19 protein-coding genes and 1 tRNA gene are annotated in these 25,985 nt (G+C 35.7%); 3 read left to right on the top strand and 17 right to left on the bottom strand.

Annotation, left to right across the window (positions count from 1 at the left end; genetic code table 11):
• On the top strand, nucleotides 1-732 hold the full coding sequence (locus LDM90_RS00445) for a hypothetical protein (protein ID WP_223896159.1): 732 nt from the start codon (nucleotides 1-3) through the stop codon (nucleotides 730-732).
• 134 nt (nucleotides 733-866) lie between these two features.
• Here LDM90_RS00445 and LDM90_RS00450 read toward each other — a convergent pair whose 3' ends face one another.
• From LDM90_RS00450 to LDM90_RS00460, 3 genes are all read right to left on the bottom strand, one after another.
• Nucleotides 867-5,570: a type ISP restriction/modification enzyme gene (locus tag LDM90_RS00450; RefSeq protein ID WP_223896160.1), complete on the bottom strand. Its 4,704-nt coding sequence runs from the start codon at nucleotides 5,568-5,570 to the stop codon at nucleotides 867-869.
• Nucleotides 5,571-6,027: 457 nt separating this feature from the next.
• Nucleotides 6,028-6,351, bottom strand: a complete 324-nt coding sequence (locus LDM90_RS00455) for a hypothetical protein (RefSeq protein WP_223898621.1) — start codon at nucleotides 6,349-6,351, stop codon at nucleotides 6,028-6,030.
• A 319-nt stretch (nucleotides 6,352-6,670) separates the two neighbouring features.
• A tRNA-Thr gene (locus tag LDM90_RS00460) sits at nucleotides 6,671-6,743 on the bottom strand.
• Between the two features lie 154 nt (nucleotides 6,744-6,897).
• Here LDM90_RS00460 and LDM90_RS00465 point away from each other — a divergent pair.
• Together LDM90_RS00465 and LDM90_RS00470 are read left to right on the top strand one after the other, a co-directional pair.
• Nucleotides 6,898-7,599 carry an MgtC/SapB family protein gene (locus tag LDM90_RS00465; protein WP_223896161.1) on the top strand — a complete coding sequence of 234 codons (702 nt, stop codon included), beginning with the start codon at nucleotides 6,898-6,900 and terminating at the stop codon, nucleotides 7,597-7,599.
• 116 nt (nucleotides 7,600-7,715) lie between these two features.
• The gene (locus LDM90_RS00470; RefSeq protein WP_223896162.1) at nucleotides 7,716-8,915 is read left to right on the top strand and encodes a DUF2974 domain-containing protein; all 1,200 of its coding nucleotides are present in this window, start codon (nucleotides 7,716-7,718) and stop codon (nucleotides 8,913-8,915) included.
• A gap of 76 nt (nucleotides 8,916-8,991) precedes the next feature.
• Here LDM90_RS00470 and LDM90_RS00475 read toward each other — a convergent pair whose 3' ends face one another.
• The 14 genes from LDM90_RS00475 to LDM90_RS00540 all read right to left on the bottom strand — a co-directional run bounded on the left by LDM90_RS00475 (nucleotide 8,992) and on the right by LDM90_RS00540 (nucleotide 25,964).
• Nucleotides 8,992-9,150, bottom strand: a complete 159-nt coding sequence (locus LDM90_RS00475; RefSeq protein ID WP_109585634.1) for a CsbD family protein — start codon at nucleotides 9,148-9,150, stop codon at nucleotides 8,992-8,994.
• Between the two features lie 168 nt (nucleotides 9,151-9,318).
• Nucleotides 9,319-10,698 carry a replicative DNA helicase gene (dnaB, locus tag LDM90_RS00480; RefSeq protein WP_034978646.1) on the bottom strand — a complete coding sequence of 460 codons (1,380 nt, stop codon included), beginning with the start codon at nucleotides 10,696-10,698 and terminating at the stop codon, nucleotides 9,319-9,321.
• A 36-nt stretch (nucleotides 10,699-10,734) separates the two neighbouring features.
• Nucleotides 10,735-11,190 carry a 50S ribosomal protein L9 gene (rplI, locus tag LDM90_RS00485; RefSeq protein ID WP_034978644.1) on the bottom strand — a complete coding sequence of 152 codons (456 nt, stop codon included), beginning with the start codon at nucleotides 11,188-11,190 and terminating at the stop codon, nucleotides 10,735-10,737.
• A 12-nt stretch (nucleotides 11,191-11,202) separates the two neighbouring features.
• Nucleotides 11,203-13,224: a DHH family phosphoesterase gene (locus LDM90_RS00490; RefSeq protein WP_223898623.1), complete on the bottom strand. Its 2,022-nt coding sequence runs from the start codon at nucleotides 13,222-13,224 to the stop codon at nucleotides 11,203-11,205.
• A 253-nt stretch (nucleotides 13,225-13,477) separates the two neighbouring features.
• Nucleotides 13,478-13,720 (bottom strand): 30S ribosomal protein S18, encoded by a 243-nt coding sequence (rpsR, locus tag LDM90_RS00495; protein WP_034978630.1) that lies wholly within the window; start codon nucleotides 13,718-13,720, stop codon nucleotides 13,478-13,480.
• Between the two features lie 22 nt (nucleotides 13,721-13,742).
• Nucleotides 13,743-14,264, bottom strand: coding sequence for a single-stranded DNA-binding protein (gene ssb / locus LDM90_RS00500; protein ID WP_045927255.1), 522 nt, complete (start codon nucleotides 14,262-14,264; stop codon nucleotides 13,743-13,745).
• 54 nt (nucleotides 14,265-14,318) lie between these two features.
• Nucleotides 14,319-14,612, bottom strand: a complete 294-nt coding sequence (gene rpsF / locus LDM90_RS00505) for a 30S ribosomal protein S6 (protein WP_223896164.1) — start codon at nucleotides 14,610-14,612, stop codon at nucleotides 14,319-14,321.
• A gap of 201 nt (nucleotides 14,613-14,813) precedes the next feature.
• Entirely contained in the window at nucleotides 14,814-17,300 is a 2,487-nt protein-coding gene (gene gyrA, locus LDM90_RS00510) for a DNA gyrase subunit A (RefSeq protein WP_034978625.1), read from the bottom strand.
• A gap of 9 nt (nucleotides 17,301-17,309) precedes the next feature.
• Complete coding sequence (gene gyrB / locus LDM90_RS00515) at nucleotides 17,310-19,274, bottom strand: DNA topoisomerase (ATP-hydrolyzing) subunit B (protein ID WP_223896165.1); 1,965 nt, start codon at nucleotides 19,272-19,274, stop codon at nucleotides 17,310-17,312.
• Nucleotides 19,264-20,403 carry a DNA replication/repair protein RecF gene (gene recF, locus LDM90_RS00520; RefSeq protein ID WP_223896166.1) on the bottom strand — a complete coding sequence of 380 codons (1,140 nt, stop codon included), beginning with the start codon at nucleotides 20,401-20,403 and terminating at the stop codon, nucleotides 19,264-19,266. The genes gyrB and recF overlap by 11 nt, the downstream gene beginning before the upstream one ends.
• 5 nt (nucleotides 20,404-20,408) lie before the next feature.
• Entirely contained in the window at nucleotides 20,409-20,618 is a 210-nt protein-coding gene (gene yaaA, locus LDM90_RS00525; RefSeq protein ID WP_052060258.1) for a S4 domain-containing protein YaaA, read from the bottom strand.
• Nucleotides 20,619-20,845: 227 nt separating this feature from the next.
• Nucleotides 20,846-21,976 carry a DNA polymerase III subunit beta gene (gene dnaN, locus LDM90_RS00530; protein WP_223896167.1) on the bottom strand — a complete coding sequence of 377 codons (1,131 nt, stop codon included), beginning with the start codon at nucleotides 21,974-21,976 and terminating at the stop codon, nucleotides 20,846-20,848.
• A 172-nt stretch (nucleotides 21,977-22,148) separates the two neighbouring features.
• Complete coding sequence (gene dnaA, locus LDM90_RS00535) at nucleotides 22,149-23,516, bottom strand: chromosomal replication initiator protein DnaA (RefSeq protein WP_223896168.1); 1,368 nt, start codon at nucleotides 23,514-23,516, stop codon at nucleotides 22,149-22,151.
• Nucleotides 23,517-24,122: 606 nt separating this feature from the next.
• Nucleotides 24,123-25,964 (bottom strand): FAD-dependent oxidoreductase, encoded by a 1,842-nt coding sequence (locus tag LDM90_RS00540; protein WP_223896169.1) that lies wholly within the window; start codon nucleotides 25,962-25,964, stop codon nucleotides 24,123-24,125.
• Nucleotides 25,965-25,985: the final 21 nt, after the last annotated feature.

Consider the following 25,985-nt stretch of genomic DNA (forward strand, 5'->3'; position numbering starts at 1 on the left):
ATGAAACTAAAAATAAATTTTTTAAATAATCTCTCCTACTCGATTGTTATTAATGATTTGGAAAAAATTAGTAATAATTACTCTGAAAACATTAAACAAGCTTACCCATCTTATCCATTACTGTATAAGACATTGGCAAGTAAAGAGCAATTAATAAATTTAGCTAATGGAAAGAAAAATTTAAGCAATGTTGACAAAAAGTTATTATTACCAATATTGCATTTAGATGAAGCAAAACTAAATAATAATTACCTAATTGATCAATACCAAACCAAGCAATACATTCGATTACAAGCAATTTCCGAATTAACAAGATTTATGAAAACCAATAAAGGCTATACACACATCATAGATCAAATAAATAAAGGTGATGATGGTTTAGATTTTTTAGACTATGCCAAAAAATCTAAACAAGTAACCTATATCAGAGATTCAAAATTAATAATCATGATATTAACTCAATTTACAAATAATCATAACATTGCTTTTAGACCTAACGAATGGGATGCTTCATCTATCAGTGAAATATTAAGGAACGAAATTAATATTGCATTTAATTATTTCTCGATTCAAGATTCAGAAATTATAAAGCATAATGCAATAAATTATTTAAATACTACAGCAGAACAATTAAGACTAATTCTTAATAATACTCACTGGTATGAAGAAAAACTTCTTATCTCATTGACAAGTACATTTGAACAGTTTAGCTCTTTAATAAAGCCTTTATAAGCATTTTCTGTCGAATATTTCGATAGATTTACGACTTATCCATCAAAAAATATTTTTTGATAAAAATTATAGTAAAAAAGCATTGATAATTTAGTACTTAAACACAAGTATTTGTTATCAATGCTTTTTTTACTTTATTCGATTATTTCCAACTTAGGAAGCTCATTTACTAAATCAACCGTTTGAACAGAAACGTTAATAATTCTCAATAACAAGTTAAAGATATACTTAGGATCATCACTAAAGTCATTAGGATCATCGATAATACCTGACTTATTATCCGTTTTAACTTGATACTGATCCATTATCCATTCAATTGCAGAACGACCATTTACCACATACTCATACGCCTTTTCAGGAATATTCTTAATAGTTATATCATCGTTAAAAATAATAGTTGAACGATCATTAACTCTTTTACCTGTTTCAGGGTCAACTTTTTTAGCAAACTTCATCTTCCTTACTTTATAATCAGCCTCACCGTGAAAAGTAATATCACATTTATCATAAATCGGAACCAACTCATAATTTAGATGTAGGTTCATTAATTTTTTACCTATTTCAATATATCTTTTCTTTTCTGTAATTAATGGTATTTGTGGAAGTCTTTTTTTCAAGTTTCCTCGATATAATTTTCGATATTCTTTTGACTCCAACAATGCATACACATAGTAAATAAAGTTTTTTGATGTCAATCCATATTTCTGACATAAAGCTATATTAAAGTTCGTAGTCTCTAATAATCCATCACTGTTATTTTGAATAAAGAAAGTTTGTGCACCTGCATCCATCATGTTTTGATCAATTACATATTTAGAAACCAAAATAGAAAAAGATCGCCTATTACTCTTTCCTGGGAGTATAAGCATGGATTGACCACTATATTCATCCCAATTCCCATGTCTAGCAATCCAATCATTATCTAAGTACAAATATTTTAAAGTAAATGGTCGATATAATGCTTTAATTATTTTTTCTTTGTGATAAGAAAGTGCTTTTCTGTTTTTATACTTCTTTCTTAATTCTGAACTCCAACTAATTTTTTGCGTATCTTCAGTAGCAACATATTTTGGATTTCTTTCTTTCTTTTTTACTTCAAGATTATAATTTTCAATAGTTTTGCACATATTTCGTTGAAGATCGTGTTCTGAAAAATTATATACCCATTTATCACGCTTAGAGTTGATTCCTAACTGCTTAGTGTAAAAGAATCCGTCTTGAACAGAGTTATCATTATAAATATATGGCGATTTTTTATCATCATAGGTTTGATTTATCCATTCATTATTCTTATTAGGAATTATTTTTTCCAAATGAAAATTACAAATATTCATTTTCTCTCTTAATAGTGAAAGTTTATTTTTTCTTGATAATCCTTCACCTATCGATCCATATTTTAATACATGATTATCGCTACCGTCCTTAATAAGGATAATAATTGCTACTCCAGTTAAAATATTAAATATATTCTGTCCTTCAGATTTTAAATCTAATTTTGTTTTACCACGTAAAGCCCCCTTTAAATCTAATATTAGAATTTTATCAAATTCTTTATATAGCCCATATCTAAAACCATCTAAACTTTTTCCATCAATATATGAGTTACTTGTAATAAAGCCAATAATGCCTTTATCTCCGACTCTATTGCTCGCCCATTTAATTGCTTTTATATATGAATCATAAACAGCATGGGATGCTACTGCATTACTTGTATTCACGTAATCTTTTTCTATTGACTTTTCTAATTTAGGATATTTTATATTTGAGTTCTTATCGTTTTCATTTTTTTGACGTCCAGAATATGGTGGATTACTTATTATCGCAGTAATTGGTACTTCTTGTTGTTTCTTTAAACGTTTATTATTAGCACCAAACATATCATCATCTAATGTGTTTTCCCGCTCAGTACTTTCAAAAGTATCAGTTAAAACAATGCCCTCAAAAGGTTTATAACCTCTATCTGGTCCGTTAATTTCATCGAATACTGCTTCAATATTAATTGCAGCAATATAATAACTTAAAAGTACAATTTCATTTGCATGTAGTTCTTGTGTGTACTTACGTAAAATATCATCGTAAGTAATTTTTCCTTCATCCATTTGTTCTTTTAAATAATACAAGGTTCTGGTAATGAATGTCCCAGTACCTGTAAATGGATCAAGAATATGAACATTTTTACTTGCTAATGACTTACCAAAATATTTATTTAATGCCCAATCAACAGAATGAATAATAAAGTCAACTACTTCTACAGGAGTAAAGACAATTCCCATAGAATCAGTAACTTTAGGGAAAGCAGTCTTAAAGAAACTATTATATAGCTGAATAATAAACTTTTGCTTACCTTGAATATTATCAATACCAGAAGCACGCAATTTTACAGAATCATAGAATGGTTTTAATGATTCCTGTTCTTTATCAAAGCCAAAGACTTTAAAAGCAGAAATAATATTATTCATTGATTTAGAAACAGCATTATTTCTAACAAAGTCATATTCGCCAAATAAAGCATCAAACACTGGCTCAGTAATTAAGTGCTGCGCAAGCATTTCAACAGCTTGTTCTTGATCAATTGAGTCATTGATATTATATTTCAATGATTTAATAAACTTGTTGAAAGCTAATTTTGCTCCTTGGTTACTCTTTATTAGATCATTAATTCGTCTAATATACATTTTTGCAATATCTGCAACATCTTTAGACCAATCTTCTAGGTATCTTCTATCACCAACACGTTGAACAATTTTGCCATAAAATGCATTCCGCATTTCTTGATACTGTAAAGGAAATTCCAATTGTTCTGAAATCTCTTCTCTTTTATGAGTATCTTCATCAACTGTATCATCTGGGCTAGAATCAACACCAATAATATTAATACGTCCTGACTTTTTCTTATTCAAATCAAGAGTATTAACTTCTGCATCAAATCTTTCATCAGTTGAACGAAGAGCATTAAGAACCTGCCAAACTTGCTTATACTTTTTGTCATTATCTAAAGCAATATTAGCATCTAATCCATCAGCGACAACAATTGGTAAAATAATATAACCATAAAGTTTATCTTCTGATTTACGCATAATTCTACCAACAGCCTGGACAATATCTACTTGAGACTTTTTAGGACTAAAGAAGATAATTGCATCAAGATTTGGCACATCAATTCCTTCAGTTAAGAAGCGAACATTAGATAGTACCCGAGCATGATTTTCTTCAATATCATCACTACCAAGCCAATCAATTTGGGAATTCTTTTCCATAGAGTTAAGACCACCATCAACATGGTGGACATCTACATGAAAACTATCTTCTGCTATATTGGCATCATCATCTGAATCTAAATAATCATTAACTACTTGATTAAATTCATCTGCAATAATCTTTGAATGCTTGATAGTATCACTAAATGCAATAGCTCTCTTCATTGGTGCTCCCGTGATTTCGCCAGTAATTCCATCACGTTTAACCATTGCATTCCAAACACCAATAATTTTACCAATATCATCTACTTTCAATTGATTATCAGCAGACATTATTTTCTGCATATCTTTGTTAATATAGCTCTCGCTAATTGCCAAAACAGATACTTTATAATCAGTCAAAATACCTTTAGAAACGGCATCTCCAAAGCCTAAACGATAAATTTCTTCACCATAAATATCCTTATCATCCATTGAAGAAACAACGATACTTTTTTCTTTAGCTTTTTTCTTAGCATTTTGATCATAAATTTTTGGAGTAGCTGTTTGATACAAACGTAATTTACTTTTTACATTATTATTTGAATGTACTTCGGTAAATATACTATCTTCATTTAATGCTTGTGCACCTGTAGTTCTATGTGCTTCATCAGCAACAATTAAATCAAATTCTGGATACCCTGCTTCTTGTGCTTTCTTAATAACATCAATAGATTGATAAGTTGAAAAAACAACCCTCATATCATTATTTAATTTATGTGCTTCAGAAAATTTATAATTATTAACTAAAGATTCAACATTTGTTGTAGGCTCAAAGCCTATATCTTGTGCACCTAAATTATCATCGTCTTTTTGTTTCTTTTTATTAGCCTTAGTATCTGAAACAACAGAAAATGAAGTCATATGAATATCATCAGAAACATTATCATTCCAAGAAAATAAAGTTTGTGACAATAATTGAATACTTGGCACTAAATATAAGACGTTAAATTCTTGTTTGTGTTGATCATTCATTAAAGCTTCGGCAATCTTTAAACTAGTAAAGGTTTTTCCAGTTCCTGGAGCCATGATCAGTTTTCCTCTACTATTTGTTTTAAAGTATTTTACTGCTCTTGCTATTGCTTCATTTTGATAATCTCTTGGTTGATTTTTCTTTTTGGTGGAAAGATTCTTATTCTCTTTTGAAAAAGAAAATTTTTGCCATTGGAAGTGTGCATTTCTTAATTGACTTAATCCAATAGTAGTAAATGGTTTTGTCTGTTTAGCAAATGTTTCTTCAACATTCTTATTTAATTCATCTGTGGATGAAACTAGCATCCCAGAATCATAATAATTCTTACCAGCCTCCGCAATAAATGAATCAATTTCTTTTTTACCAACTTTACCTTTATAAAACTTGGCTTGAACAGCTGTTAGCTTATCATCATAGCCTTTGGCTACAATATCTACACCTGTATCTTTTTTAGAGATGTTATATTCTGCTGGTACTTCATTTAACATCCAAACATTTTGAAATTTTTGTTTATAGGCTGGTTCATTTTCTAGATAGGCAACCACCATTTTTTCAAATGCCGTACCTCTATCTCGTTGATTATCAATATTATTATCAATTTGTTCTACTAATTCATCAAAGCTAGCCATATCATATTTCCTCTTAAATTTTCTAAATACAATAATTTAATTATATACTAGAAATTTTGAAATTTTAAGCACAAAAAAAGGGTCAAAAAGCCCTCTGTATCGCCATATTTAGTACTCCGTGTGTTTCTGAAAAAACAAGAATCAAAATGCTAAAATCTCAATTAACTATTTTTGAAGAAAAAAGTTTCCATACTTTGACTCTTTTGGTTTTATAAATTTGATTCAGGTATTTCTTTTAAATTCCATTTTTCAATTAAAGGCTGAATTGTTGAACTCCAAACTTGTTTAGTTACATCATAGTTAACATCCATAACTCTAAGAGAATCTAATTTACATACTTGCTTCCAAGATAACTTGTAATATTTATATTCATTTTTAGGACTTCCATCTAATAGAGACTTATCCCACCATTCATATTTTGAATATGGATCTTTCCAATCCGTCTTACTATCGGTAATTACCCAAAACTTACCATATGAAGTGTAATATCCATTAGCAAGTCCTTTTTATTAATTATCCAATCATATGAAGCAACATGATGAATTTTGATAACCGTCCCTGCCCTTAACTTCTTCTTTCTGATAAGATAATTTTTATATCTAGGTATAGTCCCTTGTATTTCATAAATATAACGACTTCTAGTTAAAACAACAGTTCTAGGTTTCTTAGCCCACCAAGTAAAACTATGTGCTGAAACCCTCTTTCCACTATAGAAGGGTATTAACAGAATACTTACAATGATGGTTAAAGTTATAATTATTGACTTCCTATATTTCGACATACTTAATATTCCTCCATAATTACTATTTTGATAACTTTATTATCTAAAAAGGCAATAATTTAATTATATACTAGAAATTTCAACATTTTAAACACACAAAAAAAGGGCTAAAAAGCCCTCTGTATCAACATATTTAGTACTCCGTGTGTTCACCAAAACACACTTTTAAGCACACAAAAATTTTCTGTGTGTTTGAAATGTGTTTATTCCAATATATTTCCTATCATTTCAAAGAATTTCATTCTAGTTCAAAGTAATAAAAAAGCCTTTCAATTCAAGCTTTGTAAGCTTTTCTGAAAGACTTAAACGTTCTTATTAATGCTGACTAGAGGATTCGAACCTCCGACCTCATCATTACTAATGACGTGCTCTGCCAACTGAGCTAAGTCAGCATTGTCATATCTCGACAACGATATTAATTAAAACATATTCTAAAAGTTTACGCAAGCATTTTTTGACTTTTTCCCAGTTTTTGTTATAACTGTCATTTGACGCGCTTTTTTAAGAGTATAATATAAGAATAGATTTAGAAATGGAGTGGATGTAATGGCAAATTTAGTATCGATTAACGCAGAACTCCCATGGCTATTAAGAATTGTAGTAGCTTCTTTGTGCGGAGCGTTGATCGGTTATGAACGTGCGATTCAAAGGAAAAGTGCCGGAGTGCGGACACATATTGTAGTTGCCTTTTCTTCCGCGCTATTTATGATAGTTTCAAAGTATGGTTTTGGCGATTTATTAAAAATGTCAGACGTTGCTTTGGACCCTTCCAGAATTGCTGCGCAAATAGTTTCAGGTATTTCATTTATTGGCGCCGGAACGATTTTAATTAAAAAGCAACAGATTTCCGGTTTGACAACTGCTGCCGGTATCTGGGCAACAGCTGCTATCGGGATGGCAATTGGTTCTGGTTTATACTTTATTGGCATTTTAGCAACTGCCTTGCTCTTCGTTATCCAGATGATGTTTCACGATGATGCCATAATTGATAAAATCATCATGCATATCAGGTTCAACATTCAGATAGAAGCCGTTAATAAGCCTGACATCCTGCACATAATTGAACAGGAGCTTGAGACAAATCATGTTGAAAATGTTTCCGTAAAAATACTTTTTGTCAGCGACGAAAGAATCATCTTTTTTGTAGATGGTATTATTAACAATAATATTGATGAAAATGATATCATTATGGCTCTGCGCAAGTATCCTGACATCAAGCGCATCAGTTATGCCAGTATAGATAAATAGAGCAAATTACTTTTTAAGCAATAGTTAATTCTATTGTTTTTTTTGCATAATTTTTATCTTAGCTGAACAAACTCACTACAATATTAATATAAACTTTTTGTGAAAGGAGAATTAATATGGCTGGACCACTTGATTATTTACGCTGGCGTGGTGACTTAAGCTTCTCAGAAAAACCATTCAACAGTGTAGATGCTTCGCTATTGTCATCAATTGTTTATTTGCCGGCTGATAGTTCTGCCACTGGTCATACTTTAGGAGAAGTAGCTGAAAAACTGTATAAGCTGCCCTCTTTTCAGCATCAAATGTATGCTGAAACTGCAACCGAGGTTATGTTATTACCAGAAAGTCCTAGAATTGGCAACATTAAAATTTTGGATTGGACTGATAGGCTGGAAAAAGAACCGCATCCTTTGCAATTTACTGCTGTCACCTTTTTTATTGATTCAAACACCATAGCCATTGCCTTTCGGGGAACCGACGGCACCATGATCGGTCTAAATGAAGATATGGGCATGAATTATTTACCGGAAATTTATGGTCAAGAAGTGGCCGCTAAGTATCTTACTGAAATTGCACATAAATTTAGTGAACAGCAAATTTATCTCTTAGGTCATTCAAAAGGAGGCAATTTTGCTCAATTTGCTTTAAGTGCAGTTAGCCCTGAAATACAAAAACGGGTAATAAAAGCGATTAGCTTTGACGGGCCGGGCTTTTTCCATAAAGTGTATACGAGTCCTGGCTTTACTGCTTCTATGCCTAAAATGAAAACCTACATACCTCAAGGCTCAATCTTTGGTGCAATGCTGGATCATCCTGAACAAGTATTGGTTGTTAAAAGTACTGTGCCTATGCGCAACCAACATGATCCGCGTCGCTGGTCAGTAGGGCGCTACAGTTTTACCCTGGCTGACGGGTTATCGTCAGGCAGTCGTGTTATCAGACATGCTCTTATTAATTTTAATAATTCAATCCCTGATCAAGAAAGAAGCGATGCTTTTTCTGATCTTTTCGAGGCATTTGAAAATTACGATATTGATGAATTACACCAGCTAACCAGTAATAAAATAGTAGGAACTTATCGCTTTGGCCGCGCCTTTTTATCTCTGGAATCCGAAGAAAAAAAATTGCTGACACAGGTACTAAGCAACATCTGGAATTCATATAAAAAGAACATGACTCTACCATTGATGAACAGCAACTATGAACTTTATCCTAAAAGTAATGATTCTAATAAGGCTCCAGTCTTTTATGAATTTTACGATCCGGAACGTCCCAATATCAAGTTGCCAAAAAGCATCCAGCGTAAATTACGGTAAATTGTTTCATGTGTAACCCAAAAAAGAGGCTGAGAAAACATTTAGTTTTCCAGCCTCTTTTTTGTTAATTAAACAATTATTTTTTCATTTTATCCTTAACGTCATCAACTTTGTCTTTGACGTTTTCAGTAGCTTCTTGAGCTTTGTCTTTGACATCACCGGCAGCTTGTTGAACTTTGCCTTTGACTTCTTTAGCTTTACCAGCTACCTTGTCTTTAAAACCTTTATCAGCCATTTTAATCGGTCCTTTCCCAAAAAATTAGCGAAATTTTGCTATTCACACCTTAATAGTACAATTTAGTAGAAATATTGTCATTAAAAACGCCTTATTTTTTGTTAAAATATAGTATAAATCAAAAAGCCACAGTGTTTTCCTTTAAAACACCGTGGCTTTTATTAATTTCTATTCGTTTGGCTGATCATGACTATAATCGAGGTTCGAAAAGCGATTATAGGGTTTAGAAAACATTAATTTCACTGTGCCCCTGCTACCAGAACGGTTCTTTTCAATGATAACTTCCACTTCACCGTTATCATCTTCAGCAGATACTTCTTTATTCTCTTCTCCCTCTTCTTCATCTCGGTAATAATCATCACGATAAAGAAAGGAGACAATATCGGCATCTTGCTCAATTGAACCTGACTCACGAATATCGGACAAAACTGGTCTTTTATCCTGTCTCTGTTCAACTGAACGCGATAATTGCGATAAGGCAATAACCGGCACATGAAGTTCTTTAGCCAGTTTCTTCAATTGCCGTGAAATAGCGGAAACTTCCTGTTGCCGTGATTCACTGTGCGGACCTTCAATCAACTGCAAGTAGTCAATGACAATTAAGCCTAAATTGCCTTTTTCTTTAGCTAAGCGGCGAGATTGAGCCCTGATTTCACTCATCTTAATACCTGGAGTGTCATCAATATAAATATTAGCTGTTGCTAAAGAACCCGATGCCGCAACCAGCTTAGGCCACTCATCTTCGTCCAGTTGGCCAGTCCGCAAGTGCTGCGAATTAATTAATCCTTCTGAAGCCAGCATTCTTTGCACTAACTGTTCTCCACTCATTTCCAAGGAAAACATTGCCACAGTTTTATCAGTATGCAAACCAACATACTGGGCAACATTAAGCGCAAAGGAAGTCTTTCCCACTCCGGGACGAGCAGCCACAATTACCAGTTCATCATCATGAAAACCCGTAGTCATTTTATCTAGCTCGACAAAACCAGTAGGCAAACCGGTAACCATATTGCCATCTTCAGGAATATTGTTAATTTCATCAATCGTGGAATTAACAATATCCTTGATGTTACGAAAACCATTCGCATTATTTTCCGATGAGACATTCATAATCTCGCTTTCGGCGTTATCTAAAATGTCAGTAACATCATCGGAATCCTGCATTGCAGTCGTAATAATTTTTTGACTGGCAGAAATAAGTCGCCGCAATAATGCTTTGCGGTGTACAATTTTAGCATAATAAGTGACATGAGCAGCCGTCGGAGTCGCCATGGCCAGCTCAGAAACATAAGCAATGCCGCCAATATCATCAAGCTGGTTTTTTTTGGTTAATTCATCCTGCAGAGTTAACGGATCAATTGCATCCTCACGGTCAGATAAATCAAGCATAGCCTGGAAAACCAATTGATTTGCTCTCTTATAAAAATCATCCGGCTGAACCTCGGCACTGGCATCAGCTATTGCTGCAGGATCTATAAAAATTGCACCCAGAACCGCTTTTTCAGCTTCATCGTCATGCGGTATCTGCTGTGAGACAATATTATCCATTAATCACGCCCACTTTTTTCAGAATTCAACTAAAGGCTAATCCTGTTCAGTAACATGGACGCGGATTTTGCCTTCCACGCCCTTAAACAACTTAACTGGTACATTGGTGTAGCCCAATGATTTAATTGGTTCAGGCAGGTTTAATTTGCGTTTGTCAATTTTAATACCAAATTGCTTTTCTAAGCCCTCGACAATTTTTTTACCAGAAATCGAGCCAAATAATCTAGAATCTGAACCGGCCTTAGACTTAAAGTTAACTACTGTTTCATCCTTATCTAGTTCGGTCTTGATTTTTTCAGCTTCAGCTTTTTCAGCTTCATAAGTCGCTTTTTCGTTAGCAGCAACTCTTTCCAAAGTATGCATATTTGCTTTAGTAGCAGCTTTGGCTAAGCCCCTCTTAAATAAAAAGTTTTGGGCATAACCATCAGGAACATTTTTAACTTCACCGCGTTTGCCCCGGCCTTTAACATCTTTAGTAAAAATAACTTTCATTGTGCTCTCCTTTTATTCATTTTCTTGTTCATAAGTATCTACCGCATCCATCAATTTGGCAAGTGCCTCCTTAACAGATATCCCTTTAATTTGGGTAGCTGCATTAGACAAATGGCCACCGCCACCAAGTTTCTCCATAATTAACTGGACATTAATATCACCCATTGAACGAGCAGATATACCAATTGTGTCCTTATTCCGCCTGGTGATTGCAAAACTGGCTTCAACATTTTCTAAATCAAGAGCCGTATCTGCTGCTTGAGCCGTGATGATAGGATCAATTTCCTTGTCATCTGGACCGCATAAAACAGCCATTTTGGGCTTGATCATTTTTAAGCTGCTGACCAAACGAGTACGCTGCAAGAAACTGTCTATATCTTCTTTCAACAGTTCACTAACCTCCATCGTGCTTGCACCGATCGACCGCAAGTAACTGGCAGCATCAAACGTCCGAGTACCAGTACGCAAAGAAAATTCTTTCGAATCAACCGTAATTCCCGCCAGCATTGCCGTAGCATCAAGGTCAGTTAACACGCGCTTGCCGGAACTTGGCTGCTGGTATTCAACCATTTCAGTCACCAGTTCACAGGCTGATGAGGCATAAGGCTCAACATACGTCAGCATTGGATTTTCAGGAAATTCTTCACCGCGACGGTGGTGATCAATAACAATAATTCTATCTCTTAACCGATCATATAGTTCTTTCGCATAAGTAATAGAGTATTTCGAGTGATCAACCATAACCAACATGGACTTGTCAGTCACTGCTTCCAAGGCATCCCTAGGAGCAATAAAAATATCATTATCTCCCTTTACCTTTTCCATTTTAGCAACTAAACGGCTGACATCATAATTGGTTTTATTAACATCTAAGACAAAATTTGCCTTCACATGGTGCAGACGAGCGATTTTAACAACGCCAATGCCACTGCCGATTGAGTCCATGTCAGGGCTGGCATGGCCAACTACAAAAACGCGGTCTGCCTCTTTGAACAGCTCACTAATCGCCTGTGAAACCATTCTGGCTCTAACTCTGGTTCTTTTCTCCATCGGATTCGATTTACCACCAAAGAAACGAGCAGCCTTGCCTGGTTGACTGAGAACAACTTGATCGCCGCCCCTGCCTAACGCGAGGTCAAGGTTTGACTGCGCTTGATCAGCTAGTTCGGTAATCAAGCTGCTACCAAAAGCAATACCAATTGATAAAGTTAAAGGCGTATTATTACGACTGGTTTCCAAACGCATTTTATCCAAAACAGAAAACTTGTCTTTTTCCATTTTAACCAAATCTTGCATGTGTAGTAACAACAAAAAGTGATCTTCATCAATACGCTTAAGATAGGCATTAAAATTTTTAGCATAATCACTCAAAGTATTCTGAACATATGCACTAGTAGTCGTTAGCTCCTGATCATGCATTGTTTCGCTTAATTCATCGTAGTTATCAATAAAAATCTGGCCAATGGCCAATAATTCATTATTGTATCTTTCTTCGATTTTGGCATAACGCGTAATATCAAGTAAATAAACAACACCGAGATTGTCCTGAATAACCATCTCAAATTGATGACCATCCCAATTTACTACATGATTCTCAGCTGTTTTGGCCTTCAATGATTCATCAATCAATTTATCTAGTTCAGGATCAACAGAAGCAATTGTATGTCCAATTAAATCTTCATTTTTTAAATAAAGCTGCAGGTAAGGATTAGCCCACTGAATTTGCCGATCCTTATCATAAAGTAAAATGCCCAAAGGCATTTTAATCATTGCCTCTTGCTCGCTGCGCTTAATCCGGTAAGACAAACTAACAGCAAAATTATTCGCATTGCCGGCTAAGATATATGCACCATAAACAACACATGCTACAGTCAAAATAAAGATCAAAACCATGGCCAAGCCAAATAATGGGTTCATGATCATTGCCACGATACTACCCAAAAGCGATAACGCTAAAATAATAATGACTGAAGCCGTGAGCCTGGAATCTTTAATAAAAGCAGGAAATTCAAGCTTACGTAAAAAATCTTTCATGTAAGGTCCTTCCTAAAATAATGTATAATACATCATTATTATTATACATTGTATTCTCTGGATAAGAAACTACGCAATATTCAGGTTTTAACTATCCTCTTACCTGCAAAAATTACACTCTTTAAATACTGTTGCTATGATATTTCATTTTAAATCTTACGAAGCAAAAAGCACCAAGCCATTATCAGCTTGATGCTTTTATCTTTTTCACTTTACAACCAATATTAGTGCAAAGCTATTTTTTATTTAGTTACTAGTCTTCAGTAACAAATGGCAACAAGCCCATAATGCGAGCTCTTTCAATTGCCTTAGCTACCTTACGTTGATTCTTAGCGCTAGTGCCAGTGACACGACGTGGTAAGATTTTACCTCTTTCAGAGATAAAACGTTTCAACAAATCAACGTCCTTGTAGTCAACGTAATCAATATGGTTGGCAGCAATGTAGTCAACCTTACGACGACGATGAGCGCCGCCGCTTCTTCTTTGTTGAGCCATATCCTAGGTCCTTTCTGTTAATTTAGAATGGTAAATCATCATCAGAAATATCAATGGTATCACCTGAACCTGCAAATGGATCCTGAGTATCGTCTGGTCCATTATTAGCGGAGTTATTCTGGTTAGATGCTCCCATGTTAGGGGTATTATTAGTATTCTGATTACCAAAATTGCCATTATTATTTGGTGTATAACCACCATTTTGACCACGGGCTTCACGATCTTTACGTGATTCAAGCAATGCAAAGTTGTCAACGACAACTTCTGTTACATATACTCTTTGCCCATCTTTATTATCGTAACTTCTGGTTTGAATTCGGCCATCAATACCAACAAGTGAACCTTTAGACGTAAAATTACAGAAATTTTCCGCAGCTTTGCGCCAAATGACACAACTGATAAAATCTGCACCTCTCTCGCCTTGTGCGTTTGTATATTGACGATCTACAGCAAGAGTAAACGTAGCAACCGAGATTCCGCTCCCAGTAGTACGCAATTCAGGATCACGTGTTAAACGGCCAACAAGTACAACTCGATTAATCATACTTTAGGTCCTTCCTTTCCTAAATCACGAAAACGATAAAGTTTTTGTTATTATTTATCCAACTTTAACGGTCATTGAACGTAAAACAGCAGTATCAATCTTGGACAAACGGTCAAATTCGTTAACTGCGTCAGCATTATCAGCAGTGAAAGTCATAACGTGATATAATCCCTCACGATATTTATTAATTTCATATGCGAAATGACGCTTTTCCCAGTCTTTTGACTCAACCATCGTACCATCGTTATCGGTAATAACCTTATCATAGTTTTCAACTAATGCCTTTTTTGATTCTTCATCAATGTCAGGCTTGATAATATAAGTTATTTCGTACTTAGTAGTTGTCATACTAGTGCACCTCCTTCTGGACTAAATGGTTCTTGCTAAAAATCAAGAACAAGGAGTAATTTTATTACTCGCAATCTCTAATTCTAGCACATAAACAAAAAATTACCAAACTATCTTCACGTGATCCAATAAGAAATTTTTATTTCTTACTAGTAAGTACGTAAAATAATCTGATAATTTTTAAAAGTTTTGATTTAGTAATTAATCTTGCTCTTCGTCAGTTTCTTCTGAAGCTGCTACTTCCTGGTCTTCTTCAGCAGGAACAATTGCAAGACTGGCAACTTTATTGTTGTCATTAACTTTAATCAAGCGTACACCGAGAGTGCTGCGACCTGTTTGAGAGACGTCATTTGTCTTGAAGCGAATCATGATGCCATCATCAGTGATAACCATAATATCCTGACTGCCATCAATCACTGTTACTCCTGATAATGGACCATTTTTCTCAGTAATGTTTGCGGTTTTAATACCTTTACCGCCACGACCCTTTGTTGGATATTCAGAAGCCGCTGTTCTCTTGCCATAGCCTTTTTCAGAAATGACCAAAACTTCATCACTATTCTTAACGACCCCAGAACCAACAACATAATCATTTTCACGCAAATTAATTCCGCGAACACCGGCAGCAGTTCGACCCATAGATCTAACAGTTTTTTCATTAAAGCGTACTGCATAACCTAAGTGAGTGCCGATTAAAATATCCTGACTGCCATCTGTAGCCAAAACGTTATTCAACTCGTCGCCATCGCGCAATGTCAATGCAATTAGGCCGCTATTGCGAATATTGCCGAATTCACTGACATGTGTACGTTTGACCGTTCCCATCTTCGTAATAAAGAACAGGTACTGGTCATCGGCATCTTCAGGAATATTGACGATTGTCTGGATCTTTTCACCCTTTTCCAGTTGCAACAAGTTGACTATTGGCAATCCTTTGGCAGTACGGCCAAATTCTGGAATTTCATAGGCTTTCTTAGAATAAACTTTGCCCTTGTTGGTAAAGAACAGCAACGTATCATGCGTGCTTGAGTAAATTAGATTGGCAATGAAGTCGCCATCTTTAACGCCCATGCCTTTAATACCTTTGCCGCCACGATTTTGGGTCTTGAATTCAGTAATTGGCATCCGCTTAATGTAGCCACTATGGGTTAAAGTTAGTAAAACATCTTGTTTTTCAATTAAATCTTCATCTTCAATTGAAACAACTTCACTGGCACCAATTTTAGTCCGCCGATCATCACCAAAGCGCTTTTGAATATCTAACAATTCATTATAAATGATCTCATTAATTCGCTCTGGTTTTGCCAAAATATCTTTATAATCAGCAATCTTGGCTTGTAGTTCTTTGTATTCAGCCTCAACCTTGTCACGCTCAAGACCAGTTAACCGTACCAGTCTCATGTCTAAAATAGCTTGTGACTGCTTGTCATCAAGACCAAAACGACTGATTAAAGCAGCTTTTGCAATATCACTTGATTGACTCTGACGAATTATATGAACAATTTCGTCAATATGATCAAGAGCAATCTGCAGACCTTCAAGAATATGAGCCCGAGCTTCAGCCTTTTCCAACTCAAATTTAGTTCTGCGAGTAACAACATCTTCTTGGTGTTCCAAGTAATATTGCAACATTTGCTTGAGGCTGAGAAAGTGTGGTGCACCATCGACAATTGCTACCATATTCATGCCAAAATTAGCCTGCATTTGTGTCAGCTTAAACAAGTTATTTAAAACCACACTGGCACTGGCATCACGGCGGATATCAATAGTAATTCTCATCCCCGTTTGATCTGATTCATCACGCACACCGGTAATACCATCAATTGTTTTAGCACGTGCTAAATCAGCAATTTTCTTAACCAGTTCTGCTTTATTGACCAAGTAGGGTATTTCAGTGACAACTATTCTTTCACGGCCACTTTTTTCAGTTTCAATATTAGTATTAGCACGAACAACGATATTGCCTCGACCAGTTTCATAGGCGCGATAAATGCCACCGCGACCCATGATAGTACCACCTGTAGGAAAATCTGGACCCGGGATTGCCTTCATTAGTTCTTTAGTAGTGACATCAGGATTGTTCATTAGCATGTGCAGGCCCTTAATCACTTCTGATAAATTGTGCGGCGGAATGTTGGTAGTCATACCAACCGCAATACCACTAGTACCGTTAACTAATAAGTTTGGTATTCTAGCCGGCAAAACTACTGGTTCATTTTCAGAATCATCATAATTACGTTGCCAATTAACAGTGTTTTTATTGATATCCCGCAGCATTTCAACTGCAATTTTGCTCATGCGCGCCTCAGTATAACGCATTGCGGCTGGTTCATCACCATCAACTGAACCAAAGTTTCCGTGACCATCGACAAGCATATAGCGGTAGCTGAAATCTTGTGCCATATGAGCCATTGCTAAATAAATTGAGGAATCACCGTGAGGGTGAAACTTACCCATAACTTCCCCAACGATTCTGGCTGATTTTTTGTATGGTTTATCTGGTGTAACTCCTAGTTCACTCATGCCATATAGAATCCGGCGTTGAACCGGCTTCAAGCCATCGCGTACATCGGGTAAAGCCCGTGCTACGATAACGGACATGGCATAATCCAGGAATGAACTATTCATTACGCTGGTCAAATCAACGTTTCTTATTCTGTGATCCTGACCTTGATTGTCGTTATCCATTTAAACCTCCTATGCATCCAAGTTTTCAACGTATTTAGCGTTAGTTTCAATAAAATTGCGCCGCGGTCCTACTTCATTGCCCATAAGCAATTCAAATACTTCATCGGCATTTTTAGCGTATTCCGGACTTACACGGTCGAGTCTTCTATTTTCAGGATTCATGGTTGTATCCCATAGCTGTTCCGGATCCATTTCACCTAGTCCCTTATAGCGCTGTACCAGCGGCTTAGGACTTGGTTGTAAACTACCTAAATAGTCATGCAATTCTTCATCGGTATCTAAGTATCTGACCACTTTGCCTTGGCGCACTTGATATAGAGGCGGACGTGCAATATAAACGTAGCCTTTTTCAATCATCGGACGCATGTAATTATAAAAGAGGGTTAAGAGCAAGGTCCGAATATGAGCCCCATCGACATCAGCATCTGTCATAATGATTAACTTATGATAACGAGCCTTAGAAACATCAAAGTCTGCACCAAAACCGGTACCTAAAGCTGTAAAAAGTGAACGAATTTCTTGGTTAGCCAAAATACGATCCATTGAAGCTTTTTCAACGTTCAGAATTTTACCACGGATCGGCAAAATTGCCTGAGTTAATCTTGAACGTCCTTGTTTAGCAGAACCGCCGGCAGAATTACCCTCAACTATGAATAATTCAGAAATGCTAGGATCATTACTGGTGTTGTCAGCCAACTTACCAGGCAGATTGGCAATTTCTAGTCCTGATTTTTTACGTGTAACCTCACGAGCGCGTTTAGCAGCTGACCGAGCACGTTCAGCTAACTGAGCCTTTTCAACAATTTTGCGACCAACCTGAGGATTTTCCATTAAGAAACGGTTGAAAGTTTCAGAAAAAGCATGATCAACGGCTGTTCGAGCGTCTGAATTGCCTAATTTAGTTTTAGTCTGGCCTTCAAATTGAGGGTTAGGATGTTTGACAGAAACTACAGCGGTCATTCCTTCCCGAATATCTTCTCCTGAAAGATTATCATCACTGTCTTTTAACAATTTGGTTTTATGGGCATAATCATTAACTACGCGCGTTAAAGCTGTCTTAAATCCAGCCTCATGCATTCCACCTTCATAAGTATGAATATTATTGGCAAAGGTCATTAACGTTGTTTTATAACCTTTTGTATATTGCAAAGATACTTCAACGTTAATATCGTTGTCGTTACCTTCTACGTAAATTGGTTCATCGAATAATACTTCTGTGTCACGGTTTAAGAATGACACATATTCCTGAATACCACCTTCATAGTGGTAAACATCGGTTTCTGCACTATCTTTTCTTTTATCGGTAAAGGTTAATTTCAAGCCTTTGTTTAAAAAAGCCAATTCACGAATTCGGTTTTTGAGAATTTTATCATCAAAAGAAGTAGTTTCAGTAAAAATATCAGGATCTGGGAAAAAGTGTACTATTGTTCCATGTTCAGATAAGGGCACGGTTCCAATCATTTTCATTTCATCAACTACGCGACCACGCCTAAAGTCGATAAAATACTTTTTACCATCACGCATTGTTGTAACGTCTAGTTTGGTTGACAAAGCGTTAACGACAGACGCACCAACTCCGTGCAAGCCACCGGATACTTTGTAGCCGCCACCGCCAAATTTACCGCCTGCATGCAGGACAGTAAAAACCGTTTCAAGTGCCGGACGACCGGTTTTCTTTTGAATATCTACCGGAATTCCACGCCCATCATCTTGAACGGTAACACTGCCATCCTCATTGATAGTAACTTCAATCTTGCTGGCAAAGCCTGCTAAGCTTTCATCAATACCATTATCTATTATTTCCCATACTAAATGGTGTAATCCCTGAGAACTGGTTGAGCCAATATACATTCCTGGACGTTTACGAACTGCTTCAAGTCCGCCTAAGACTTGAATCTGACTGGCATTATATTTATCGGCTTCTTTTTCATATTGCTTAATTTGATTAAGATTTTCTTTGTTATTATCTGCCATGCAATTTCCCCTCTTCTAAATAAATTTGTCCAGATTTTATGCGGTATATTTTCGGCTTTTTAATTATTTCCCAGGAAATACCCTCAAGATCTGTTGTCGTAATAAATGTTTGTGTTTTGCCGTGGATGTAGTTAAGTAGAGCACTTTGACGGTTATGATCAAGCTCGCTCATTACATCATCAAGCAATAATAATGGATATTCGTCAGTTATTTGGTGCACAAGTTGTATTTCTGCTAGTTTGATGCTAAGTGCTATAGTTCTTTGTTGTCCTTGGGAACCATACAAATGTGCATCTTTTCCATCAAGCTCAAATTCAATGTCATCCCTGTGAGGTCCACTTAATGTCGTACCTTTGAGGATTTCAACCTTTTTATTTTTCTGAAAATTATTTAATACTTTATGGTAAACTTCTTCGACACTGTCTTTTGCAGAAATTTCCTTTACTGATGGTCGATAAGTTACCTCCAATTTCTCTGCACTGGTACTAATATGCGCATATGCATCTCTAGCATATTGGTCTAGGTAGTTTAAAAATTGAAAACGGCGAACAATTACTTCTGCAGCAACTCCAGCTAATTGATCAGATAAAACCTCTAAAAACAGGGTATCATGCGTATCACCTTTAGCCAGTTGCTTCAAGTAATTGTTTTTTTGCTGCAAAACCTGTTTATACTTCCCCGCAAAATAAAGGTATTCTGCACTAATTTGACCAAACTCTTGATCCATAAACCGACGTCTTAAATTAGGAGCACCTTTAATCAGGTCTAAATCTTCCGGAGAAAACAAAATAGCATTCAGCTCGCCAACATATTTAGATAATTTTGCTTGTTCAACTCGATTAACCCAAACTTTTTTGCCCTTGGTAGTAATTAAAACCCGCAAGGACAAATCAACTTGACTTTTGTAAATGTGCCCGGAAACATTGGCATAATCTTTGCCAAAAGCAATCAGTTCTTTGTCATTACTAGTTCGATGAGACCGAGTTAAAGCCAAAAAATAAATTGCTTCAAGCAGATTAGTTTTGCCTTGAGCATTTTGTCCTATAAAAATATTCACATTAGGATCAAAATCAACCTCAAATTGCTGTAAATTGCGGTAATTTTGGGCAATAAAATGCTTGAGATACATTAATGCTACCGCAATTCGTAAGTTTCTTGATTAATTTCAAGCTTATCGCCAGAACGCAACTTCTTACCCCGGCGATTTTCCTTAATTCCGTTTAATAAAACTGGATTATCCTGCAAATACCACTTAGCCTGACCACCAGAAGAAATGATACTTTCTTTTTTTAAAAATTGACCCAGAGTAATATATTCACTCGTTAACTTTATTTCTTTGATCATAACCACCTTCGCCACTTTAAATACCTATAATAAGTATATTCGTTTCACAAACAAAAAACAACTAAAAGCCCATATAAAGCCATATAAACGGATTTTTCCAAAATAAACAATTCATAGTGATCGACATTAAAAATAAGCCAGCAAGCTTTTTCGGTCGATTACAAAAATTTGACTACAAAAAAAGTCATCATTTGATGACTTTTTAGCTTTTGTGGTTTTGACAATGATTAAAATGTTCTAACTGGTGTAATTAATTGAACAAAATCAATATCAGTTTTATCTGGATTGACAGTAAACGGACGCAATGGCTGCGTGAAATCCATAATGACAGAATCTGTTACTGAAGCTTTTAGTGCGTCTCGCAGGTAATCCGGGTTGAACGAAATCTTTAGATTGTTACCTTCAAGTTTCTTAAAACTAACGTCTTCTTCCACATTACCAATTTCTGCTGACTCACCGGACAATTTTGCACTTTGTTTTTCGGTATCTAGCGTTAAATCGACCACATTATTGCGTCCTGCATGTGTCAACAGACTTGCCCGGTCTAATGCACTCGAAAGTTCCATTAAATCAAATTCTACAGTTGTTGTACTGTCAGTCGGAATTAAGCGCTCAGTATCAGGATAACCACCTTCAAGTAAGCGTGAATAAAACAGAATGTTGCCAATCTCAAAAAGTACTTGATTTTCACCAGGACAAACTTTAATTTCCGGATCGGTTTCACCAATAATTCGTGCTAATTCAAGTAAACTTTTTCCAGGTATAATCAGATCCGTTTTAGCTTGCGGTCCATTTGCCAAAGTCAATGCTCGACTAGATAATCTGTGTGAGTCTGTTGCTACAGCATGGATTTTGTCTGGACTAAAAGTAAAGTGTACTCCGGTTAACACTAAACGGCTTTCCTGTGTCGCAACTGCAAATTGGGTTTCATTGATTATTTCACGAAAAGTTTTCCCCGAAATAACAAAAGAGGACTCGTCTGGAATTTCCGGTAATCTTGGATAGTTATTGGCATCTAAACCATTGATAGTAAATTCACTGTTTTCAGAAATAATTTGTGTTTGAAAACTTTCTTTAACTTCTAATGAAAATTCTTTTCCTGGTAACCGTCTGATAATTTCACTGAAAAAACGAGCTGGTAAAACGATTGAACCTGTTGATGCAACTGTTAAGTCTTCACTTACCGGTATTTTAATCTCAATTGAAATATCAGTGTCACTGCCTGTTAGAAGTAATTCATCTTCAGTCAGATTAATTTTAATTCCACTAAGAATAGGAATAGTTGCTCTTGAAGAAATTGCATGCATTACGTTGTTTAAATTGTCTAAGAAAAGATTTCTGTTTACTGTAAATTTCATTTGGTGCCTCCTGTTATTTTGTCTGTTTCCTTTATTTTAATTATATATTTAATTAGTAGTATTAGTAGGTCCTGTGATTTCTGTTGAAAAGTTACACAGTTCTTAAAAGAACGTAATTATTACGGTTAAGAAGATGTGAACAAGTTCGTTACTTATCCACAGTTAATAACTTTTAGCGATCAAGCATTTGTTTTAAATCAAATACTGCAGTTTTGATATCAGCATTTGTTTTAATTTCCCGACTAATTTTTTCGTAAGCATGCATCACTGTTGTATGATCTTTGCCACCGAATTCCTGTCCGATTTTGGGAAGACTGGAATCTGTCAATTCGCGTGACAAATACATTGCAATTTGTCTGGGAACAACGATCTGTCTAACGCGCTTTTTTCCTTTCAATTCATAGGTTGAGGTCTGGAAATAGTTAGCAACAACTTCTTGAATTTTAGAAATTTGCAGTCCCTGATTCTTTTGAACTAGTTTGAGATCTGCCAAGGCTTCTCTAGCCAAATTAACATTGATATCTTCATGTTCAATTGTGGCATGTGCCTGAACTTTTACCAGAGCCCCTTCAAGTTCACGAATATTAGTATCAACTTGGGAAGCTATATAGTCGAGTGTATTATCATCTATTATTAGATTCTCAGCCTCTGCTTTTTTACGTAAAATCGCGATGCGCGTTTCCAAATCAGGTGGGGTAATTTCGACTTGCAAACCCCAGGTAAAACGAGATACCAGTCTTTCTGATAGGTCAGGAATTTCAGTAGGAAGGCGATCACTCGTCATGACTATTTGCTTTTGATCATTGTAGAGAGTCTCAAAAGTATGGAAAAATTCTTCTTGAATACCCTCTTTTTTAGCGAAAAACTGAATATCATCTACAAGCAACAAATCGCAAGTGCGATATTTTGCACGAAATTGATCTTGAGTTTTGTTTTTGATTGAGTTTATAAAATCATTAACAAAAGTTTCGCTTTGAATATAAACGACTTTGGCATTGGGACGCTCTGTCAGCATTTGATGTCCGATAGCTTGCATCAAGTGCGTCTTTCCAAGCCCTACGCCACCAAAAATAAAAAGAGGGTTGTAAAAACTGCCCGGACTGTCAGCAACTGCCAAGGCTGCACCTGCAGCCAATTTATTGCCTTCACCCTGAACAAAATTGTCGAACGTGTACTTTTCGTTAAGCTTAAGATTACGGACAAATGCATTTTCCATTTGAGGTCGTGCACTTTCTGACATTGAGTCTGTTTTTGGCTTAGGTGTTACAAGGCGCTCAGTACTGTTGTCACCTTCAATTTGAAAAACCGGCATGACTTCAATATTGGCATAGCCGTAGGCAGATTGAATCAGTTGTGAGGCCAAATTTTTTTCCCAATACCCTTTGGTTACGGGATTTTGCACGGCAATTTTTAGTTCATGAGTTTCCTTATTATAGGAAATTGGTCTTGTATTTTTAAACCATGCGTTATAAGCAACTTCATTAAAATGTTCACGCATCTCGCTATTAAAATGATGCCAAAATTTATTAATGTCAAACAAAATAATTCCCTCCGCATACGTTAAGCAAAACTTATTTTACCATCTAATAAAAATGTTTTCCACAAGTGCACAAAAAGAATTCAGAATCAACAAGCTGTGGATATAATTTACAGAAAAATACACAAAAACTAAGTAAATTTAAAAAACTTTTTGCTTATTTACATAAGCAATTGTGGAAATCTTTTGCTATAACAGCAGTATTTTTAACAAAGTGTGAAACATAATATCCACATGGTGTGTAAAACTTTTTAAACAGGTTGTAGATTGTGGATAAAGTTGTGCAAAATACTGTGACTTTGATTTTGTGGACAATTTTAGAGCTTTTATTTTAAACAAATAAAGCAAAGGCTAATTAGAAAATTACTTCTTGTCTTAACATAAAATAAAAAGTAATAAATGCTAATACAATTAACAATTGTTACTTTTAAAATTCTTTCTGTTAATAATATAAAGCTTATACTTGCTTTGTCATGAACCAGCATATAGTTCTATGAATAATTATGAAGAAAATGTGTAAGTCTATTAAAACTTGTAAATGAATAAAAAGCGTTTCTACTATAATAAAATCAGTAAAAACGCTTCTTCAATTTGTCTAAAATTAATCTTTTAATATTCTGACGAGCCAGTTGTTGCATCGATTTGCTCAGACGTTACATTGACATCTTCTACCAAACCGGATAGAACTCTACCAACTTTGCGTCCTGAATGCATTCCTTCTGCAAGTGCTGTGCCTGATGATGGGTAATAATTTGCATTCCAACCACCAGAATTGCAGCCGATAGCATATAGATGTGCAATCTTTTTGTCATTATGATCAACTACTTCATAATTAGTGGTTACTTTTAAGCCGCCAATTGCTCCAAAATTGCTATCCTTGTGAGCGTAGGCATAGAATGGAGCATGTAGTTCGTGCAAGCCTTCTTTACGACCAAACTCTTTATCTGCACCACTTACAGCGTTGTCATTCCAGGTTTCTAGTTGTTGTTTTAAGTTTTCAGCTGGTACGTTGATTTTAGCAGCTAATTCTACAATTGAGTCTGCTTTAAACATTTGACCGGAATTAATGTCTTTTTCTGTGTCTGCATCAGATTTCCAGGGTGTAAATGGAGCAGAGAAAGTCGATGAATCGAAGATCTGCCAAGTTGGCTTGTTCCAAATTAATTCTTGCTGATAAGTAGCACGAGTTAGATAACCGTAGGTAGTATCTTCGTTGATGTAACGTTTACCGTTGCCATTTACATAAAACATTGGTGGTGTCGGCAGATTATCTGCTGCACCTACATTGCTCTTGAAATCAACATCCATCGAGCCACCTAAGCCTTCAGTTGCAGCGTTAAGTGCTAATCCCATTAAAATGCCGTCACCGGTATCATATTTAGAATTAGTCAAGGCATGGTTTTTAATATCACGATATTGTTGCGGAGCAAATTCTTTAGCTAATTTTTCATTATAGTCAATACCTGCAGTAGCCAGGACTACTCCTTTATTAGCACGATAATAACTAGTTTTGCCTTTGCAATTAGTTACTACGCCAGCAACTGATTTGTCAGTATAGCTATTGGTTACTAAATTAATTACAGGAGTATCAAAGAAAATCTTTATTCCCAGACGTTCAGCTTCTTTTCTTACTGCATCAATCATTACGCAGCCACTGCCTAAACCGCCACCGTGCTCATAAACGTGAATTCTTTGAGCAAAGTAATCTTTGTTTTCATAGGGAATAACTCTGTGACCGTAGACGGAGGTCCACTTTATCCCTAAAGTTGCCAGCCATTCAATATTATTAGCAGAATCTTCAGCTAGTTCTTTTATCATCTGAGGATTTACTCTGCCTTCACCTGCTTGAATTAACTCTTGAGCATGTAGTTCGGGATTGTCATTTTGATAATCTGTAAACTCTTTTTGATATTTATCGCCAGAACCTTGAATGACACCAGCGGAATAATTACTGGTTCCACCGACCATTCCTGTTTTTTCAAAAATAACTACGCTATTACCATGCTTTTTGGCTTCAATAGCAGCTGATAATCCGGAGATACCTGAACCAACAACAATCACGTCATAGGTATCATCAAATTGCACTTGAGATTCGATATACTTGTTATTGTTTACTTTGGCATAAACCGGATAGTTAGGCTTCTTACTCGGTTTTACTTTAGGATTAACGGCATCGTCTGCGGTTAATTTTCCTTGAGCAACTTCTAAAGCTTTATTTACACCATTAACAACTGCTGAGGTACTTACTGAAACTGATGTAACAACATCAACATCGGTACTACCAGCTTCTTCAATTCTGTTAATCATTGTTGGAATTGCATAGGATCCAACCGTATATGGCTGGACACCGTCAACAGCAACTTTGATTATTTTACCATCCTTTAATGTAACGTTACTGGTTAATAAGCTGTGAAAGCCTTGAGCAGCACCTTTAAAAACACCACTTATCATAAAAATCTCCTTTTTTATATA

This window comes from Lactobacillus huangpiensis (genome assembly GCF_019972815.1).
GTDB lineage: Bacteria > Bacillota > Bacilli > Lactobacillales > Lactobacillaceae > Lactobacillus > Lactobacillus huangpiensis.